Source organism: Mangrovimonas sp. DI 80, from assembly GCF_001975575.1.
Lineage (GTDB): Bacteria > Bacteroidota > Bacteroidia > Flavobacteriales > Flavobacteriaceae > Mangrovimonas_A > Mangrovimonas_A xylaniphaga.
This window is the reverse complement of sequence record NZ_MSDT01000007.1, coordinates 16,002-35,527: the sequence shown is the minus strand read 5'-3', so window position 1 is coordinate 35,527 and position 19,526 is coordinate 16,002. Positions and strand designations below refer to the sequence as shown.

Here is a 19,526-nt window from a genome sequence, read left to right as displayed (position 1 = left end):
AAATAGGGGTAATATTTTGATTCAGGCCGTACTTTGTGTAATCATTAACGCTTGGCAAATTGGTGTTTGTAAAGCGGTTTTTAAGTGCGGTTCAACTCAGTCGAAGTATTCGAAATTTTATTCAGAGTTTAATACGTTGTGGTTAAAATACTGAATCCGTTTACGTGGCTCATTTTTTTGATTTTTTGTGCTTCTGCTTCCAAATGATAAATCCGGTGACGGATAGAAAAGGCCCTGAAATACCTATAAAACAGTAAAGAAGTTTAATGAAAAGTCCTCCATATTGCCCGAAGTGTAAAGGAGATACCATACTATCCAAACGGGTGAGGAGAGAGGCTTCTGATACTTTGGTAACTGAAGAAATAGCTCCGGTATTACTGTCTATAAGGATCTTGTTGAAATATTTGCTGTAATAAAACGGATCGGAATCAAATATACCGTTCACAGTGATTGGCGCTTCTTTTGTTTTGGGTAAACGCAAATACGAAGGAGTGAAATCAGGGTAGTTATCCGTGATGGTTTTTAAACTCTCTTCAATTGAAATAGTCACTTGCGGTGGTTCTGGAAGTTTAGGCGTCTGTAACGCCGATCTAGATACTTTAAAGGCCAAAACTGTTCCTGTAATTACCAATACTAAATTGAACAACAAAGCCCAAACACCTACATATCGGTGTAAAGCTGAATAGAAATTGCGGCTATGAGAACGTTTTATCTTCACTTTAAACAGCAAGGTTTTAAGTAAAACTTTACGATATAAGATAAGCCCCGTGATTAAGGACAAGAAAAAGAGCACCCCAATAACAAAGACCAAAATTCGGCCATATACTCCAGCATGAAAGGAATAGTGCAATTTCAAAATCCATTTGGCAACCGTTGTATTGGCGTCAATATTGGCAATAATGGTTCCGCTTTCGGGATGTACAAATACAAAACGTCGGGCATCGGGAAGCCGCAAGTTGAATAGAATGGATTCCCCAGGTTGAAAATGAACAATTCTGGTTTCCCATTCTGGAAATTGGCCTTGCACGGTATGAATGGCCTGATCCAAGTTTAGTGTGCTTTCAGAGTTAACCTCAGCTTTATAGGCTCTAAAAGTAATATCATCTATGTCTTCATTAAAAGCCAAAATAGCACCGGTAAGTCCTATTACCAATAGAAAAAGTCCAGAGATCAACCCTAGATACGAATGATATTTTAAAAGGCGTCTGTTATTCACGTTTCAATTAAAGTGCAAACATTGGGATAAAATGGATTATAACAAAAAACATCCTGCAAATATATTACAGGATGTTTTAATGAGATAGGGAGTGGTTTAAAGTTTCACGGTAAGTGATACATTAAAACGGGCTCCGTTGGCTTTTATATAATCGTTATTACGAGCTGCAAATTGTGACAACAGGTTATAGTAATCTTCATTAAGAAGATTTTCAATTCCTAAACCAATAGTTGTAGATGGCGACATCTGGTAGCTAGTGCTTAGGTTGACTAGGTTGAAACTAGAGATAGGACCTTGTCCGTATGAATAATCACCATTCTCGTTAGCCTCGAAATGATCTCTGCTTCCAGAGTAGATGTAAGAGATTCTGGCATTAAAGGCATTACTCAAGTTATATCCTAAATATAATACACCCTTCACAGGAGGAATACGGTCACTGTTCATGTAAGTGTCGAAGTTGTCGTTGTTTTCTACATCCAATTTACCTTCAGTATAGGAGAAGGATCCTCCCAAGTTGAAATGCTGGGATAACTTGGTATCGGCAGCTACTTCAAATCCGTAAACGCGTTCTGGCTGACGGTCAATTTCGAAAATACCGCTTGGTAATTCAGTATAAGTGGCTCCAAATTTTGAAGTACTGATAAAATACGCGCCACTAAAATTGGTTTGTCCAATACGGCTGTTGAATCCAATTTCGTAGTTGTTGGCAATCACCGCATCCGAATTGATTTGGCTTACCGTACTTTCTGTAGCCGAACGCAACGTACGTCCTAAATCGGCAATAGAGAAACTTTGCGAGAAGCTCACAAATGGTTTGAATACCGACCATTTGTTGTAACGTAATCCCGCGTTAAAAGTCGTGGCATTATAATCCAAATCGCCACCATCAACAGCAACACCACCACTACTAGGCGTTGTCGCTCCGGCTGCGTATCGGGTTAGGGTTACGTAATTAGGAATGTGGATTCCAATGTTCTCAAAACGGATACCTGCTTTAAATACAAAGTTCTTGTAAAGTGTTTTCAACTGTGCATAAGGTGCAATGTTAGTCATGTCGGTTTCTGGAACCCATGGTCTGCCGTCTATTAATTCTTGAGCAGTCACATCGTTCAACACGTCCAATCCGTATAAAACGTTTCCAGATACCTCACCAAATTGGTAAGTAGTATTGAAATTGAAACGCGCTCCCATTTTGGTAGAGATGATAGACGATTGTCCACCGTCAAACCCTAAATTAGGATCGTAGAAACTTGTTGTATATCCGTAAACAGTTCTAAAATCCTGAGCGTACAAGTTCAGTTTGAAATCGGTGTTCTTAAAGATATTTGTGAAATCGTAGGTCAACTGTGCATTGTGGTTGTAACGGTTTCCTTGGTCTACAGCCAAATCCTCTCCCAATACTCCAATAGAAGGGGTTACCCCATATTCTCCAACCTGTGCAACATAGTCAGAATTTTGATTGCTGCTGAAGTAGTTGTACATTAATTCCACCTTGTGGTTGTCTGCAATTTGATAGTTCAATTTTCCAAACAAACTGTATTGATCGGTTTCTCCAATTCCGTAATACGGAGAAATTACTTCCCCGTCGGCATCGCGGAAGACACCGGTTTGTCTGAAGGTTCCGTTGACTACATAGCCCAACTTATCCAAATTTCCAGAGAAAGTTTGGGAGATGTTCGCACCTACAGTTTTTTCAATGGTTTTTAAGGCTCCAGTGCTTCCAATCATGGTAGTGCTTTCAAAAGGTTTGGCCGCATCTGTTTTCTTGGTAATATAGTTGACAATACCTCCATCGGCACCGTTTCCGTAAATAGCAGTAGCTCCTTTAATCACCTCAATGCGTTCAATAGTATTAGGGTCTATGGTATTGATATCTCTACTTCCGTTACGCAATGGCGTAGACTGAGGAATTCCGTCAATCAAGATTAACATTTTTCTACCTCTCAAGGTTTGCCCTGTATTACTGGTTAGATTGGTGCTTAGGGAAATTCCAGGAATTTCCAACAATACGTCAGCAATATTGGTACTGGTTTGTTGGTAGCTTTCAATTTGTTTGGAAGAAAGCACAGAAACAGAAGATGGTACTTCATCCAAAGTTTCGCGAACTCGGTTGGAAGTAATCACCACTTCATTTAAAGCTTCTAAATCGGTTTGTAAGGTGAAGTTGATCTCTAAGCTTTCGTTGGCTTTTAAATCAATTTGCTGAGTTGCCTTAATGTAACCCACTGCTGAAAATACAAGCGTATATTGGCCTGCTTCAAGCTGCTCCAAACGGTAGCTTCCTTGGTCATTGGCCATGGTGCCTTTAGAGGTTCCCTTTAAGCTTATGGTAGCATAAGGTACAGGTTGGTTGTTTTCATCGGAAATGGTTCCGTAAATGGAAGCGTTTTGGGCATAAAGGCCGAAAACACTCAAAAAAAACATACAAAAAAGTAGATGTTTCATCATTGTATTTATTTAGACTTATTATAAATGACTGCAAAAATAGGATATTATTCAGTCTAAAAAGCATAAAAAAGTGACTTTGTAAGAGGAAAGTTTTAGTTGGGTAAAAGTGAAAGACTTATAAATGGAAATGGCAAGCAGGGATTGGGCTACTCATTCAAAGTGTCCGAAATTTTTTATAGATTTAAGCTTTTCACTGTCGTTTGAAAGATGTAATGTTAAGTAATGGTATTCATTTTAACATGTATTTGCTTAATTTACTAAGAATGGGTAATTTTATAAAGAGCTGATTATTAGTGTTTTTTTTTGCGGCTGAGCTACTTATTTAGAAACAGCCGTAATGTATTGTGTAATTTTATAAACATCTAGTAGTCATGAGTTCACTTCACTTTATTCGTTTTTGTTTTGTTATTAATTTTTGTTTGTCACTTAGTGTTGCGGCGCAGGAGCCAACACTTATTTTAGAAAATGCTCGTGTAATTATTGGAAACGGTACAGTGCTAGAGAAAGGTACGGTAGTTGTGTCCGGCGATCGGATTCTTTCTGTGACTAAGGAACCAATTATATCCTCGTCAGCAAATCGTATAGATGCTTCAGGAAAAACAATAATGCCGGGTTTAATAGATGCGCATGTGCATTTGGCAATACCAATGGTTAAAGATATAGATTCTTTTAATGTGTTCATTTCGGACAGCCTACCACATGTTTTGAAAGAATTCCTTAGGCATGGCATTACCACGGTTAGATCGACTGGGGATTCTTGGCCTTATATTGGAGAGGTAAGAGATCAAATTAATCAAGGAAAATTGGAGGGGCCACGTATTATTACCAGTGGACCAGTACTAACATATAAGGAAGGACATCCAGCCACTACAGTCTGTAAAGACAATCCATTATGCCGAAAATTAGTAACCCGTGAGCTAAGTAGTCCAGAAGAGGCCAAATCAGAGGTAAAGCAATTGGCTGAAGAAGGGGTTGATTTCATAAAGTTTGTTTCCGATAGCCTTATTTATCCGGTCTCACTTCCTAATGACATAGAAGAAGCTGTCATTCAACAAGCTCATAAGGAGCGTATTCATGTGGAGGCTCATATTGCAGAGGTGTCATTTGTAGAAAGGGCAATAAATAATGGACTTGATGGTTTGGTACATCCTCCAAAGATGCCAATTTCAGCAGACACTGCTAGAGAAATAGGAACGCTTTTAGCTCGGCACCATGTACCGTATACAACAACTATTACTGGTTATATCTTCTTTAGTTCACCTAGTAAGGAGGCGTTTAAAACAGAAGGTGTAAGAAAAAGAGAGGAGGCTATATCCCGTTTTAGACAGATGAATGACATGGGGGCGCAAATGATTGTAGGTACTGATTGGTTTTACCCACTTACTAAAATTAGCCCTAATTTGGGACCAGGAGCTATGACATATACTGAAATAGAACATTTAGTTGGTGGAGGGTTTTCGGAAGTAGAAGTTATTAAAGCAGCAACAATTAGTTCAGCCGAAGCCTTAGGGCTCGATGAGAAAATTGGGAGTCTTGAAACAGGTAAGCAGGCTGACATCCTTATTGTTGATGGTAATCCTTTGGAGAATATCGAAGCTCTTAAGGAAACAGTGTACGTAATAAAAGACGGAAAAGTGGTGTTTTCACAATTGTAGTTTGGATAATCTTTTAGTTTAAAAAAGAAGATGATACTCTTTAAGTTAATAATGACTACTCATTCAAAGTATCCGAAATTTTTTCCAGATTTAAGCTGTTGGCAGCAGCCTGAAAAATCTCGTAATAGGTAGATTGGTTTTTGTAAAGCTCATCGTGTGTGCCTTGTTCAATAACCCGACCATGGTCTAAAACAATCACGTTTTCGGCATCGATGATCTGTGAAATGCTATGGGAAATAATAATCACCGTACGGCCCTGTTTAATGGCATCCAAACTCTTTTTGATTTGCTCTGTAGCCACCGCGTCCAAACTGGCCGTTGGTTCGTCCAAAAAGATAATAGGCGGGTTTTTTAAAAACAATCTGGCTATGGAAATACGTTGCTGCTGCCCTCCCGACAGTAACTTGGCTTTGGAGGCATACCCATTGGGTAAAGCCATAATATCGTTATGGATATAAGCTTTTTTGGCCGCCAATTCCACGTCTTCCTGTGTGGCTTCATTATCGCCATAAAGGATGTTTTCACTTATGGAACCATTAAAAATATGGTTTTTCTGTAGCACCAAACCAATGTGTTTTCGTAGCCAATTGGTATTGTACTCCTGCAAATCAACACCATCTAAGGTGATGTTACCTTGGGTAGGTTGGTAAAACTTGTCCAAAAGGTTCACCACTGTACTTTTTCCAGCGCCACTCAAACCAACCAAAGCGGTAATTTTATTGGCAGGAATGTCCATGGATACATCGTGGAGGGCCTTGGTACCGTTCGGATATTCAAAATTGACGTGACTTAGTTGGATGTTGCCAACAATGGTGTCGGGCATATAGTTGCCAGAGGTTTCCTGTTCCTCCTCGGCATCCAGAATATTAAAAAAGGCTTCGGAATAAATCAAGGCATCGTTCACTTCGTCATAAATCATATGCAGTCTGCGTATGGGGGCGGAGACATTGTTGAACAACATAATATGAAACATGATCATCCCAATGCTCATAGTGCCGTTAAGCACAAAGTAGGCCGTTAGAATAATAATGAGCACCACTCCAAATTGTTCCAAAAAGGTTTTTAAACTGTCAAACAGAAACCCAATTTGATGGGTTCTCATTTGGTTTTCGGTAATCTCGTATTGGATCTTTTCATGCTTGTCTGCCTCCAAATCTTCCCTTGTAAAGGATTTTATCACCGAAATGGATTCAATGATACTAATAATCACATTGCTTTTGGTCTCCCGATAATGCCGCATACGGCGTCTAAAACCACTCAGTTTATGGGCCTGAACTACGCTTACCCAATAGTAAATGGGGATGATGGCCAAACTCACCATGCCAATCCAAAAGTTGGCCGTAAACATGGCAATGAGGGCAATTAGGGCATTGGCAAACAGAGGGAGGATATCGATAAAGAAATTTCTAACCAAGCGGGTGAGGCTGCTAATCCCCAAATCTATTCTAGCCTGCAGTTTCCCGCTCTCATTTTCGGAGGAAGTGTAAAAGGCCATACGGTAGGAAAGGATACGTTCTACCACGGTTTGTGAAAAATCGCGCGAAATATAAATACGGAGTTTTTCACCAAAGAATTTCTGTCCGTACTGCACAGCAGCATAAATCAATTCTTTACCCAATAAAATGGCACTGATTACAAATAACAAATGCATACCCTTTTTTAAAGGTTCATGCTGTTCCACTAAAACGGTAACCTCATCTACGGTATAGCGCAAAATATAGGCGTTTACCTGGGCCATCACCGATCCAATCAGCGTAAGGACCAAAGTAGCCAATACCAAGACGCGATACGGTTTTACAAAGGCCCAAATCTCCCTAAAAAGCTCAGAGATGCTCATAGTGCGTTCGGGCTTTTCTATGTGTGTTTGTGGTTGCGGCATTTATTAAGTGGATGGTCTTGGTATAAGTTTATTGAAAGATACTAAATAATAGTGTGTCAATTGGTTATGATGTTGATTTTGTTTGCTTTAACCATTTGGAATACTGTAAGCTAAGCTCATTTTTGTTCAGCATTTATGGATAGAATGTTCTTGAAAATTTAAAAGGGCGTCCTAAGGTGATCCTTAGGGGTGGATAAGGTTAAAATTCAAACCGAATTAATAGCACAATGTGCTTAATTATGGATGGATGTCATATTATAAATAAACTTCACTTCTTATTTTTGTAGTAACATTATTACTATGAAACACTACAAACCAAAAAATAGACTGTCTGCCCAAGCCTACATTGACGGGGTACTAAAAGGAGACCGCATGGTATTATCGCGCGCCATTACGGTTATTGAAAGTAATCTAGAAAGTGATAAAGTACTGGCTAAGGAAATCATCCAAAATATACTGCCTGCTTCGGGTAAGTCAATGCGTATAGGGGTAACAGGTGTTCCCGGAGTGGGGAAAAGTACCTTTATTGAAGCGTTTGGGAAATACCTCATTTCCCAAGGTCATAAAGTGGCTATTCTGTCTATCGATCCTAGTAGCCAACGTTCCAAAGGGAGTATTCTTGGGGATAAAACCCGTATGGAAGAGCTTAGTGGGATGGAAGCCGCTTACATCCGCCCTTCAGCCTCAGGGGAAACCCTTGGAGGGGTGGCCAATAAAACAGCTGAAAGCATGTTGCTGTGTGAAGCTGCTGGTTATGATATTATTTTAATTGAAACAGTAGGGGTAGGCCAATCGGAAACGGCTGTTCATGGTATGACCGATTTCTTTTTGTTGCTCATGTTGGCCGGTGCCGGAGATGAATTGCAGGGGATTAAAAAGGGCATCATGGAAATGGCCGATATGGTAGTCATTAACAAAGCCGATGGGGATAATGTCAAACAGAGTGATAGGGCAAGGTTGCAATATCAAAATGCGTTACACTTGTTTCCGCCTTCAGAATCGGGGTGGACTCCAACAGTTACGAAGGCTTCTGCTTTGCACAATACGGGCATTGCAACCATTTGGGAAAATATCTTGAGTTATAAGGAACTGGTTGTTGGCAATGGCTATTTTGTTGAAAATAGAAATCAGCAAAGAATACAGTGGATGTACGATACCATTAATGAAGAGCTAAAACAATTGTTCTACGGTTCTGAAACCATTGCAAAACAATTGCCAAAATTGGAAGCCCAAATCATGGCCTCTCAAATTTCTCCTGTAAAGGCAGCCGAAGATATGATTGCCAAGTTTAAGGAGGTATTGAGTTTCGAGACGAACTAAATTGTTTGAAAAAGCGGAATTTTAAATTAAAGAAACGCTTTATTGGGATGTAGACTTTCAGTAAATTTACTTGCCCATTCGTGTCAAAGTAGATAGGATTGGGAAATTGCCTTTTTTGAAATACCTTACTTTTATTGTGGAATTTAACTAACACCAATGGATTTTTTGCACACTTCGTATCTTGCCTTTTTTTTAATCATCTGTTTAGGATTTGTTATCGGAAACATTAAAATAAAGGGGATCTCTTTAGATATTTCAGCAATAATTTTTGTGGCCCTTTTGTTCGGGCATTTTGGCGTTTCCCTGCCGGATATTCTTCAGAAAATCGGCTTGATATTGTTTATTTACACCATTGGGCTACAAGCGGGGCCCGGTTTTTTCGATTCCTTTAAGGAACAGGGCAAAAACCTTGTGATACTTTCAGCTTTGGTAATCATTTCCGCTGCATTGATTACTTACCTTGCCATGGTTTTGTTACATATAGAAAAACCCATTGCCATAGGGTTGATGTCTGGGGCTCTAACCAGTACGCCTGGGTTGGCAACGGCTATAGACGTCACAAAGTCGCCATTGGCCTCCATAGGTTATGGTATAGCTTATCCCTTTGGAGTGATAGGAGTGATTTTATTTGTAAAACTGTATCCTAAAGTGTTTAAAATAAGTTTGAAAAAGGAAGAGGAGGATTATGAAGAAAAAGTACATGGCCATTATGAAGCTATTCTGAGAAGCACCTTTATGGTAGAGAATGAAGGAGCGATAGGGAAAACCATTGCAGAGCTACGAGTGCGTTCCATGACCAAAGGGGTGATTTCTAGGGTACAGCACGATGGACATGCATTTATTCCACAAAAAGATACGGTGTTGCACAAAGGTGATTATATTAGAGTAGTGGGGAGCGAGGAAGCACTAAGACGGGTAGAACTGCTTATTGGTCCACCGGCCAATGTTGAAATTGAATTGGGAAGGGAATACGTAGTACAGTCCTATTTAATGACCAAGACCGAATTGGTGAACAAATCCTTGGGAGAGCTCAATCTGAGAGATAATTTTAACGCAACCATCACACGTATTAGAAGAAGTGGTATCGATTTATCTCCAAATTCAACACTTAGATTGCAAATAGGGGACAAGTTGATGATTTCAAGTGAAAAGGAAAGTGTGCCCCAAATTTCTGAATTGATTGGGGATAACAAAAGTAAATTGTCCGATACAAATTTCTTCCCTTTGGCCTTAGGGATTGTTATTGGGATTTTGGTAGGCGAAGTTTCCATTTCCTTCGGAGATAGTTTTAGCTTTAATTTGGGCTTAACTGGAGGGGTTTTGATTGTTGCCATGATTCTCGGGCGATTGGGGAAAACTGGCCCGATTTTATGGGTGATGAGTGGTAACTCCAACCAGTTGCTGCGTCAATTTGGACTAATGCTATTCTTAGCGGTGGTAGGAACCAAGGCAGGAGCGACCCTCGTAGATACTTATTCGCAGTATGGTATTAAACTGTTCCTTATTGGTGGCGTTATTACCTTTTTGCCTATGTTTTTGGCAGCTGTAATAGCTAAACTCTTCTTCAAAATAAACACACTTACGTTATTGGGAACCCTTACCGGTTCTATGACTAGTACACCTGGTTTGGCGGCTGTGGATAGTATGACTTCTACTGATGCCCCTTCGGTGGCCTATGCTACGGTATATCCAATTGCCATGGTACTACTGATTATCTGTACCCAAATCCTGGGGTTACTTTTCTAGAGCAAAGAGCATATTACTTCAAAAATCTTTAGTAGGCATAAATAAAAAGCTCCAAGATGTAAAACCTTGGAGCCTTCTAAAGAACAAATCTAACAATAAAATGGGCTATTAATCGAGTGCTAAATATTTGTCCATAATTGTGATGGCAGACTTCGCAATCACGGTTCCAGGACCAAATACAGCAGCTACTTTACGGTCTAATAAGTATTGGTAATCTTGTTCAGGAATCACACCTCCGGCAAAGACCAAAATATCAGGTCTTCCTAAGCGTTCCAATTCCTCTATCAATTGTGGGATGAGGGTTTTATGTCCAGCGGCCAAACTAGAGGCACCCACAAAGTGCACATCGTTTTCTATAGCTTGTTTGGCTACTTCCTCTGGGGTTTGGAACAACGGTCCCATATCCACATCAAAGCCAAGATCGGCAAAACTGGAAGCGACTACCTTCGCGCCTCTATCATGGCCATCTTGTCCCATTTTGGCAATCATGACTCTTGGTCTGCGACCTTCAATTTCAGCAAACTTATCTGCCAATTGTTGGGCTTCCTCAAAGGTATAATCATCTTTCACTTCTTTTCTGTAGACCCCACTGATAAGTCTGGTGTCTGCTTTGTGGCGTCCAAAGTGAGCTTCCAAAGCATCGGAGATTTCTCCTAAGGTGGCAAAGTTTTCGGCGGCATCCACGGCTAATTCAAGTAGATTGCCCTTGCCTGTTTCGGCACAATTGGAAAGTGCTTTTAATTTCCCGTCTACCACAGCTTGGTCTCTGTTAGCTTTTAGGCTATTCAAACGTTCTATTTGAGACGTTCTCACTGCGGAATTATCCACTTCCAAGATTTCAATATCCGATTTCTCGTCGGTTTGGTATTTGTTTACACCCACCAAAATATCTTGACCAGAATCCAATCTGGCTTGTTTTCTAGCAGCGGCTTCTTCAATACGCATTTTTGGCACCCCTGTTTCAATGGCTTTGGCCATACCACCCAATTCTTCAACCTCTTCAATAAGTTTCCAAGCTTTTTTGGCGATTTCTTGGGTTAGGTATTCTACATAGTAAGAACCTGCCCATGGATCTACCGCTTTGGTGATTTGGGTTTCCTCTTGAATGTAAATTTGGGTATTACGTGCAATCCTTGCCGAAAAATCCGTAGGAAGGGCGATGGCCTCATCCAAGGCATTGGTGTGTAAGGATTGTGTACCTCCCAAACCGGCAGCCATAGCTTCAATACAGGTTCTGGCCACGTTGTTGAACGGATCCTGTTCACTCAAACTCCATCCCGAAGTTTGGCTATGGGTACGCAATGCCATGGACTTCGGATTTTTTGGGTTGAACTGTTTAATGATTTTTGCCCAAAGCATACGCGCCGCACGCATTTTGGCAATTTCCATAAAATGGTTCATTCCCACAGCCCAAAAGAAGGAAAGTCGTGGTGCAAATTCATCGATTTTTAGTCCTGCGGCCAATCCTGTTCTAATGTATTCCAAACCGTCGGCCAAGGTGTAGGCCAATTCAATATCTGCCGTGGCACCTGCTTCCTGCATGTGGTACCCGCTAATGGAGATAGAATTGAACTTAGGCATGTGTTGGGTGGTGTATTCAAAAATATCGCCGATAATCTTCATGGAAGGTAACGGTGGATAAATGTAGGTGTTACGCACCATAAACTCTTTGAGGATGTCATTTTGAATGGTACCACTCAGTTGGTCCAAAGCCACGCCTTGTTTTTTTGCAGCTGCAATATAAAAGGCCATAATGGGTAGTACGGCGCCGTTCATGGTCATGGAAACCGACATTTTATCCAAAGGAATCTGGTCGAATAAAATTTCCATATCCAAGATGGAATCGATGGCCACGCCTGCCTTACCAACATCACCGGTTACCCTCGGGTGATCGGAATCGTAGCCTCTGTGTGTAGCCAAATCAAAAGCTACCGAAAGTCCTTTTTGCCCAGCAGCCAAATTTCTTCTGTAAAAGGCATTGGATTCTTCCGCAGTGGAGAAACCAGCATATTGGCGAATAGTCCATGGACGTAAGGCATACATGGCACTATAAGGCCCTCTTGTAAAAGGAGGTAAACCAGCCACAAAATTTAAATGTTCGGCTTGGTCTATGTCTTTTTTTGTAAAATGAGTTTTCACAGGGATGCCTTCAGGGGTATTCCAAACGGCTTTTTTGCCTGCAGCTTTGGGTGCCTGTGTGTTATGGTCTAAACTTAGAGTTGAAAAATCTCGTTTCATAAGTCATTGTTTTTGTGAGTCAATGGTCTTTCACAGGTTAGTGTGCAACTAGGCCATTTAGTTTATGTTGTATCCCCGAAATAGTTTGAATGACATCCGATTTGATATGGATGCAATTATCCAATCCTGCCTCTTTTAGGGAATCTATAAGTGCTACGGGATTTCCGGCCAGTAACAGAATTTTGTCTTTGTTGATAGCTCTAAAGGCTCTTACAAAGTCTAGAGCATCTGTTTCGTAATCCTGGTCGGAGCTACAAATTACTACGACATCTGAGTTGGAAGCGGCACTGCTTTCGGCGGCTTCTTGAGCTGAAGTATAGCTTTTCTCTTGCCAAACCTCAAAACCTGAAACCCCTAAAAAGTCATATGAAAAAGCAGCTCTTGCTTTTCTCATGGTGAGATTTCCGAAACTGCTAAGCTCTACGATAGGACGTTTTTTAGTGGTCTCTACAAGTTCTTCAGTAGTTTTTCTAAGTGCTTCAATTTCCAACGTAGCGCGACGAGGTGTCAACAATTTGCTGGATTGGGAGCTTCCTTCTGATAAGATATTTGAAGGAATACGTTCCATAAGGTTAGGATATTTGTTAACCCCCACCATGGCCAAACGACGCTGACTTAAAAGGGTAAGTTTTCTTTGACGGATTTCAGCTATTTGTTGTTGGATATATTCGCTTTCAAAAGCTTCGTAGAAACCACCTTGAGTTTCTACCTCCTTAAACAAAGCCAATGCTTTATCGGCTATTTTAGAGCTGACATCTTCTATGTAATAGGAGCCATCCACAGGGTTGGCGACTTTTCCGAAGTAAGATTCTTCTCTTAAAATCGTAGAGATATTGCCGGCAATTCTATTTGAAAATGCTGAGGTTTCCTTAAACTCCTTGTCAAACGGATCGATAACAACCCCATCTACATTGCCCAACAGCGCCGACATGGCTTCTGTGGTGGCACGTAACAGGTTGGTGTAGGGATCGGTGACGGATTTGCTCCAAACGGAAGTTTTAGCTGTTAAACTATGGCTGTATTCAGTCACGCCATAAGTTTTGGCAATGGCCGCCAACAAACTGTTGAAGGCTCTAAATTTCCCAATTTCAACAAAATACTCCGAACTTATTCCTAGTTGCACATGAAGATTGTTGAACAAAGCTTCAAGATTGCCTTCATTTTCCAAGCAACTTTCGATAAGATAAACCAATGCATTTAAGGTAAAAGCCACTTCTTGTACCTGGTTGCTTCCGGAATCCAAAAATGCGGTGCCTGCAATGCTCAACGTTTTATAATTAGGGTAAGCATTGCTTAGCTCCACCAAATGATTGAGACTATCTAGTTTGGATTGTGAAAGGTTTCCTGTGGTAACATATTCGGTAATCAGATTCAGATCTATAAACCCTTTTAGGTTTTCTGGAGCGATTAAATGATTGTTGGCATAGGAAAAGAAATTGGCTGCAAATTGCAAGAGTCCATCTTCCAGTTGGAAGGATACACTAATGGAATTAAGGTCAATATCTTTTAGCAGTTGGACTACGGAAACTTCAGCTTTTACGTCAAAAATCAATCCTGTAATGCCTTCCGCAATGGCCTTTAAAGCTTGAGTGCTGGCTTCTGATGCAGAGCTAACGTTGATATGTCTGTAGTTTACAAATGAAGCAGCATTTTCTCCTGTATTCGTCAGGGGAGTAATGGCATCTTCAGGAGTGTAAAGAGGAGGTAGCGTAATATCGTTTAAATTTCTCCAAACCAACTGTTTGTCAAAATTGCCTCCTTTTAAGTCGATGTTCACCTTTTCCAACCATTCCTCTTTGGTAACGGGCGCAAAGTTGGAAAAGAGTGTGTTATTTTGAGTGTTCATACGTTTGTTTTTATGTTGAACTTTGCTTGGCACTTATCTTCCGAATCGTTCAAAAATAGCTTTGTCCAATTCTTCTCTATGGTCTGGGTGCGCTATGTTTCTAAGTGCTTCGGCACGTTTTTTCAAGGTTTTACCAAATAATTCGGCTACCCCAAATTCGGTAACTACATATCTGGCATGGGCTCTGGTAGTCACAACTCCGGCACCTGGTTTTAAAATAGGCGCAATTTTGGATACGCCTTTCAACGTGGTTGAGGTCATGGCAATGATAGGTTTACCTCCTTTGGAAAGAGCAGCCCCACGCATAAAGTCCATTTGGCCTCCTACACCTGAGAACATTCTGGTTCCTATGGAATCGGCACATACTTGGCCTGTAATATCGATTTCAATCGCCGAGTTGATCGCGGTCACTTTTGGGTTTTGACGAATGACGGCCGTATCGTTAACATAAGCGATATCACGCATTTCAATTTCGGCATTGTCATCCATAAAGTCATAAAGACGTTGGGTTCCCATGGCAAAACCGGACACTATTTTATGTGGATTGATTTTTTTGTTGGACCCATTGATTACTCCTTTTTCAACCAAGCTTACAATACCATCGGAGAACATTTCGGTGTGGATTCCCAGATTTTTATGATTGGTCAAATAGGAGAGTACAGCGTTAGGAATTCCGCCTATTCCCATTTGTAAGGTAGCGCCATCTTCGATAATTTCTGCAATGTTTTTTCCAATGGTAGCTTCTTCTTTGGTAGGTGGGGCCAATTGCATTTCGTAGATAGGTTCGTCTACTTCTACACAGGCCGTAAAGTTGCTAATGTGTACAATACCATCTCCAAACGTACGTGGCATTCTGGAGTTGATTTGGGCAATGACAGTTTTACCTGTTTCTATGGCGGACACAATAATGTCTACGGAAACTCCCAAAGAACAGAAGCCATGTTTGTCTGGTGGGGATACGTTCACTAAAACCACATTCAATTCCATATAGCCTTCTCTAAAAAGACTAGGGATATCACTTAAAAAAATAGGAATATAATCTGCGGTATCGCCAATGCTTCTGCGGATGTTGCCACCAATAAAGAAGGCGCTTGTATGAAAATTATCTCTCAATTTCGGATCGACATAACCACATTCACCTTCGGTATGTAGGTGTACAATTTCTACGTCTCTTAACTCTGGGCCTCTTGCTACCAAAGCTCTAACCAAGGTTTGCGGGGTGGCCGAAGCACCTTGAATGAGTACGGTATCTCCAGATTTTACCAATTTTACAGCTTCTTCTGCAGTCATCACATTTGGTACACTAGATACTTTTGGTGGATTCATTACATTTGCTAAACTCATAACAATAGTATTTTAGATTGTTGCTTATATTTTTTATTATTCAGTGTTTAAGCTAAAAAGCTCAGTAGGATACCTGCTGCAATGGCCGATCCTATAACACCCGCAACATTTGGTGCCATAGCGTGCATGAGCAAATAGTTGGTAGGGTCTGCCTTCAGACCTTCGGCATGTACAACCCGAGCGCTATCTGGAACTGCAGATACTCCCGAAGCTCCAATTAGTGGGTTTATTTTCTCGTCTCCCTTAAGGAAAACGTTCATTAGTTTTGCAAACAATAGTCCTCCCATAGTGGCAATTACGAAAGAAATGGCTCCCAATCCGAAGATCAGCATCGAGTCTTTGGTAATAAAGATGTCTGCTTGGGTGGATGCTCCTACGGTAACTCCCAAAAGAATGGTTACAATATCGATAAGTTTGGTTCTTGCGGTTTCTGCCAAACGTTCGGTACGTCCTGATTCTTTCAATAAGTTTCCAAAGAACAACATTCCTAAAAGGGGTAAAGCACTAGGTGAAATAAAGGTGGTTAACAACAAGGCGGCCACAGGGAAGATCATTTTTTCCTTTTGGGATACTGCTCTTGGTGGTTTCATTTTAATCAGACGCTCCTTTTTGGTAGTCAGCAACTTCATGATTGGCGGCTGGATTACTGGCACCAATGCCATGTAAGAGTAAGCGGCAATGGCTATAGGGCCAATCAGGTTTTTCACGGTTGTACCATCGGGAAGGATGTTGATACCATTGGCTAATTTCGAGGATAGGAAGATGGCGGTAGGACCATCGGCTCCTCCAATAATGCCTATGGCGCCGGCTTCAGGCAGGTTAAATCCAAGGTAAAGGGCACCTAAGAATGTCCCGAATACTCCAATTTGGGCAGCGGCTCCCAACAACATTAGTTTAGGGTTGGCAATGAGTGAAGAGAAATCTGTCATGGCTCCAATTCCCAGGAATATCAAAGGTGGATAAATCCCTTTGACCACACCAAAGTAGAGGTAGTTCAATACAGATCCAGTTTCATAAATACCGGTTTGGTTCCCCATTACAAAGGGGATGTTTCCTATAATGACTCCCGTTCCTATGGGAATCAATAAAAGGGGCTCGTAATCGAACTTGATGCCTAGGTAGATAAAGACAATTCCTATGATAATCATGATGATGTGGCCGGATTGGGCGTTGGCAAAACCTGTATAGGCATAAAATTGCTTAATGCCATCTACAGCTTCCGTTATGAAGTTCGCGTCATCGCTTGTGGTATTCGTGTTTGTGTTAAGTGCGGCTACTTCGGTGGTGGTTACATTGGTATTGCTTGTGGTGAGACCTAGGACTGGTTTTATAAAAAGCAACATTGATATAACTCCAAATATTACTGCTAGTTTTTTCATTTTCTCTAGTTTTTGGGCTTGTTAAAGCACTTTTGTGCTCCGTGAATTCCTAAGAAAACATGGCGGGTTTTATTCTATTTCAATCAAGGCATCACCTTGCAATACTTGTTTGCCAACGGTGACGTGAATGGCTGTAACCACTCCCGATTTGTCGGCCATGATGTTGTTTTCCATTTTCATGGCTTCCAAGACCAAAAGCGGATCGTTTTCTTTAACTTGATCACCTACCTTAACATTTAAAGCCAAAATAACGCCCGGAATTGGAGCTGAAATAGCCCGTTTGTTGGAAGAAGCAGGATTGACTACTTTAGGTTTTTCTGTATTGGCAGAGGAAGATCTTCTGGCCAAAACAGGGGTTTTTTGTTTTTTGATTTCCTGTTCCAGTTCTACACAGTAACTGGTACCATTTACCTCTAGGTTGATGGTATTGTCCTCGTGAGACAAGATTTTAACCTTGTAACTGTTTTTGTTTATGTTGAATGTGAAATTTTTCATGATGTAAGCTGTCTATTGATTTTTAAAATCGATTATTGTAGGCTCCGTAAATTTTAGAACTCCAAGGGGAGTACATTTTGCGGGCCTGCTTAATGGTTAATACCGCATTTTCGTTATCATGCTGTTCATCTAGATACAAATGGATTCCCATGGAAATGGCAGCAGCAACTTCACCTGTAAATTCATTTCCTGGTACCTTGCAGGTGATTTCTTTGTTAGTGGTTTTTGGTCCTGGTTTTAATCCGTTGTAAAATTTTAGGATTAGAGGCAAACCGTATTTGAAAAATACCGTCAAGGTTAGAAGACCCGAAAACACGATTAACAATCCCGTTAGAAGGATTACATAACCTTCGTCTATATTGCTTATGGATAATGGTATACTCATGATTACAATGGGATATTTGAGTGTTTTTTAGGAGGATTTACCTCTTTTTTGTTGGCTAGTAATTCCAATCCTCTAATAATTCTGAAGCGGGTATTTCTAGGTTCTATCACATCGTCGATAAAGCCGTATTTGGCAGCCACGTATGGGTTGGCAAATTTGGTAGTGTATTCATTTTCTTTTTCTTCAATGTAGTTCAGCTTTTCATCGGCATCTGTAATCTTTCTAATGTTGGAGCCTTCCAACACTTCTACCGCACCTTTGGCGCCCATTACAGCAATTTCGGCTGTTGGCCATGCGTAATTCAAATCGCCACGTAGTTGTTTACAGCTCATCACATCATGGGCTCCACCATACGATTTTCTTAAAGTGATGGTGACTTTAGGTACAGTAGCTTCTCCATAGGCGAAGAGTAATTTGGCTCCATGCAAGATGATTCCGGAATATTCTTGTCCGGTTCCAGGTAAAAATCCAGGAACGTCAACTAAGGTCACTAATGGAATATTGAAGGAGTCGCAAAAACGAACAAATCTGGCTGCTTTTCTAGAGGATTCACAATCTAGAACCCCAGCATAGAATTTTGGTTGGTTAGCTACAATCCCCACAGAATGCCCATTGAAACGAGCAAAACCTACGACAATGTTTTTGGCGTAGTTGGAGTGCACTTCCAAAAATTCGCCATTATCGGTGATAACCGAAATCACATCCAGAATATCATAAGGTTGGTTTGGGTTTTCTGGGATAATGGTGTTCAATACGTCATCCAATCTGTCAATAGGATCTGAAGTAGCAATGGTTGGTGGTTCCTCCAGATTATTGGAAGGAAGGTAACTTAATAGTTTTCTGATGAGCATTAAGTTTTCTTCATCATTTTCAGCTAAAAAGTGGGAAACCCCAGATTTGGTAGAATGGATGGTAGCGCCTCCCAATTGTTCTGTGGTAACATCTTCACCAGTTACCGATTTAACTACTTTAGGTCCCGTAACAAACATATAACTGGTCTGATCGGTCATAATCGTGAAATCGGTGAGGGCAGGAGAGTATACGGCTCCTCCAGCGCAAGGCCCCAAGATGGATGAGATTTGGGGAATAAGTCCAGAGGCCATAATGTTTCTTTGGAAAATTTCAGCATAACCTGCCAGAGAGCGTACACCTTCCTGTATACGAGCCCCACCACTATCATTCAGTCCTATAACGGGTACCCCAATTTTCATGGCCATATCCATGATTTTACAAATTTTCAACGCATAGGTTTCTGAAAGCGAGCCGCCAAAAACCGTGAAGTCTTGGGAGAACACATACACAATGCGGCCATCAATGGTACCGTGACCGGTTACCACTCCGTCCGATAGGTAGCGTTCCTTGTCCAGGCCAAAGGATTTGGTCCTGTGGGTAACGAACATATCAAATTCTTCAAAGCTATTTTCATCCAAAAGGATTTCAATACGCTCGCGAGCAGTTAGTTTTCCTTTAGCGTGTTGCGAATCGATGCGTTTTTCTCCGCCTCCTAATCGGGCTTCAGCGCGTTTGGCGATGAGCTCATTTATTTTATCTTGATTTGCCATGGGGGTGTTTTTT

Annotated in this window: 13 protein-coding genes; 3 read left to right on the top strand and 10 right to left on the bottom strand. The window is 41.0% G+C overall.

The window, feature by feature from the left end; all coding sequences use genetic code 11:
* Window positions 1–169: 169 nt before the first annotated feature.
* Complete coding sequence (locus BKM32_RS14220) at window positions 170–1,216, bottom strand: PepSY domain-containing protein (protein WP_083702200.1); 1,047 nt, start codon at window positions 1,214–1,216, stop codon at window positions 170–172.
* Window positions 1,217–1,312: 96 nt separating this feature from the next.
* On the bottom strand, window positions 1,313–3,664 hold the full coding sequence (locus BKM32_RS16640; protein WP_083702199.1) for a TonB-dependent receptor: 2,352 nt from the start codon (window positions 3,662–3,664) through the stop codon (window positions 1,313–1,315).
* Window positions 3,665–4,035: 371 nt separating this feature from the next.
* Here BKM32_RS16640 and BKM32_RS14210 point away from each other — a divergent pair, with 371 nt between their 5' ends.
* A complete protein-coding gene (locus BKM32_RS14210) occupies window positions 4,036–5,319 on the top strand; it encodes an amidohydrolase family protein (protein WP_076664516.1) in 1,284 nt (427 codons plus the stop codon).
* Window positions 5,320–5,374: 55 nt separating this feature from the next.
* Here the strand turns inward: BKM32_RS14210 and BKM32_RS14205 are convergent, their stop codons facing one another.
* A complete protein-coding gene (locus tag BKM32_RS14205) occupies window positions 5,375–7,156 on the bottom strand; it encodes an ABC transporter ATP-binding protein (protein ID WP_076664645.1) in 1,782 nt (593 codons plus the stop codon).
* Between the two features lie 342 nt (window positions 7,157–7,498).
* Between BKM32_RS14205 and meaB the strand changes: the two genes are divergently transcribed.
* On the top strand, window positions 7,499–8,518 hold the full coding sequence (gene meaB / locus BKM32_RS14200; protein ID WP_076664514.1) for a methylmalonyl Co-A mutase-associated GTPase MeaB: 1,020 nt from the start codon (window positions 7,499–7,501) through the stop codon (window positions 8,516–8,518).
* A 156-nt stretch (window positions 8,519–8,674) separates the two neighbouring features.
* Window positions 8,675–10,264 (top strand): aspartate:alanine exchanger family transporter, encoded by a 1,590-nt coding sequence (locus BKM32_RS14195; protein ID WP_076664512.1) that lies wholly within the window; start codon window positions 8,675–8,677, stop codon window positions 10,262–10,264.
* A 108-nt stretch (window positions 10,265–10,372) separates the two neighbouring features.
* Here the strand turns inward: BKM32_RS14195 and scpA are convergent, their stop codons facing one another.
* The 7 genes from scpA to BKM32_RS14160 form a co-directional block, all read right to left on the bottom strand.
* Complete coding sequence (gene scpA, locus BKM32_RS14190; RefSeq protein ID WP_076664511.1) at window positions 10,373–12,502, bottom strand: methylmalonyl-CoA mutase; 2,130 nt, start codon at window positions 12,500–12,502, stop codon at window positions 10,373–10,375.
* Between the two features lie 37 nt (window positions 12,503–12,539).
* Window positions 12,540–14,348 (bottom strand): methylmalonyl-CoA mutase family protein, encoded by a 1,809-nt coding sequence (locus BKM32_RS14185; protein ID WP_123812129.1) that lies wholly within the window; start codon window positions 14,346–14,348, stop codon window positions 12,540–12,542.
* Window positions 14,349–14,381: 33 nt separating this feature from the next.
* The gene (locus BKM32_RS14180; RefSeq protein WP_240472230.1) at window positions 14,382–15,692 is read right to left on the bottom strand and encodes an acetyl-CoA hydrolase/transferase family protein; all 1,311 of its coding nucleotides are present in this window, start codon (window positions 15,690–15,692) and stop codon (window positions 14,382–14,384) included.
* Window positions 15,693–15,739: 47 nt separating this feature from the next.
* Window positions 15,740–17,071 (bottom strand): sodium ion-translocating decarboxylase subunit beta, encoded by a 1,332-nt coding sequence (locus BKM32_RS14175; protein WP_076664507.1) that lies wholly within the window; start codon window positions 17,069–17,071, stop codon window positions 15,740–15,742.
* A 69-nt stretch (window positions 17,072–17,140) separates the two neighbouring features.
* Window positions 17,141–17,566, bottom strand: a complete 426-nt coding sequence (locus tag BKM32_RS14170; protein WP_076664505.1) for a biotin/lipoyl-containing protein — start codon at window positions 17,564–17,566, stop codon at window positions 17,141–17,143.
* Between the two features lie 22 nt (window positions 17,567–17,588).
* Window positions 17,589–17,951 (bottom strand): OadG family protein, encoded by a 363-nt coding sequence (locus tag BKM32_RS14165; RefSeq protein WP_076664503.1) that lies wholly within the window; start codon window positions 17,949–17,951, stop codon window positions 17,589–17,591.
* A gap of 2 nt (window positions 17,952–17,953) precedes the next feature.
* A complete protein-coding gene (locus BKM32_RS14160) occupies window positions 17,954–19,513 on the bottom strand; it encodes an acyl-CoA carboxylase subunit beta (protein WP_053977118.1) in 1,560 nt (519 codons plus the stop codon).
* Between the last annotated feature and the right edge of the window lie 13 nt (window positions 19,514–19,526).